The organism is Streptomyces sp. sk2.1 (assembly GCF_008120935.1).
In the GTDB taxonomy this organism is placed as follows: Bacteria; Actinomycetota; Actinomycetes; order Streptomycetales; family Streptomycetaceae; genus Streptomyces.
The window spans coordinates 1-645 of sequence record NZ_RDBO01000241.1 but is presented as its reverse complement, the minus strand read 5'-3'; the positions used below and the strand labels follow the sequence as shown (position 1 = coordinate 645).

Here is a 645-nt window from a genome sequence, read left to right as displayed (position 1 = left end):
GTGCCCGACGAACCGGCCCTCGTGCCGGACCGCCCACACGTCGAACAGGTCCCGCGCGTACACCTTGCTGAAGATCCGCCCGAACAGGGCGCGGTCCTCGGCCTCGGTGCAGGGCCCGTCCCCCATCCAGCGGGAAACCCGGACGTCCTGGAAGAGCGCGACGAAGTCCTCCTCGTCGCCGGGCGTGTACGGCTCCAGACTCAGTCGTGCGGTGCTCAGGGCAGGGGTCGTCATGACCGGTGACGCTACGCAGGGAAACAGCCGGCCCGCAACGGACATTTCTCGTGGCCGACGGGCGGACTCCGCACGGCCGGGCGGACGACGGGATTCTGTCGAGGCGCCCGGCCGGGCGGCGGCCCGGCGTTGTCAGTGGTGGCCCGTACGGTCAAGAACCATGGAACCGGTGACATCGCCGTGGGAGTCACGGGAGCGGGTGGAGTACGTCCAGGGGCTCGTCGACGAGGGCGACCCGGCAGCGCTGTCGCGCGCCCTGCTCCTCCCGGGGAGCGGATGGTGGGACGACGGCCTCGGCGTCATGGCCGTGCTGCGCGGCCTGCCGGAGGACCGACGGCTCGGGCTGGCCCGGTCGTTCGCCGGGCACCTGACCCCGGAATGGATCGGCACCGATGCGGGGAAGCGCGCTCC

The 645-nt window shown here is 72.2% G+C and carries 2 protein-coding genes; one reads left to right on the top strand and one right to left on the bottom strand.

Translation table 11 applies throughout. The features are described from left to right. A partial coding sequence (locus tag EAO76_RS43130; protein WP_262376259.1) for a GNAT family N-acetyltransferase occupies positions 1-234 on the bottom strand: 234 nt, incomplete at its 3' end. A gap of 160 nt (positions 235-394) precedes the next feature. On the opposite strand from EAO76_RS43130, the gene EAO76_RS43125 reads away from it, so the two are divergent. Then, a partial coding sequence (locus tag EAO76_RS43125; protein ID WP_148841658.1) for a hypothetical protein occupies positions 395-645 on the top strand: 251 nt, incomplete at its 3' end.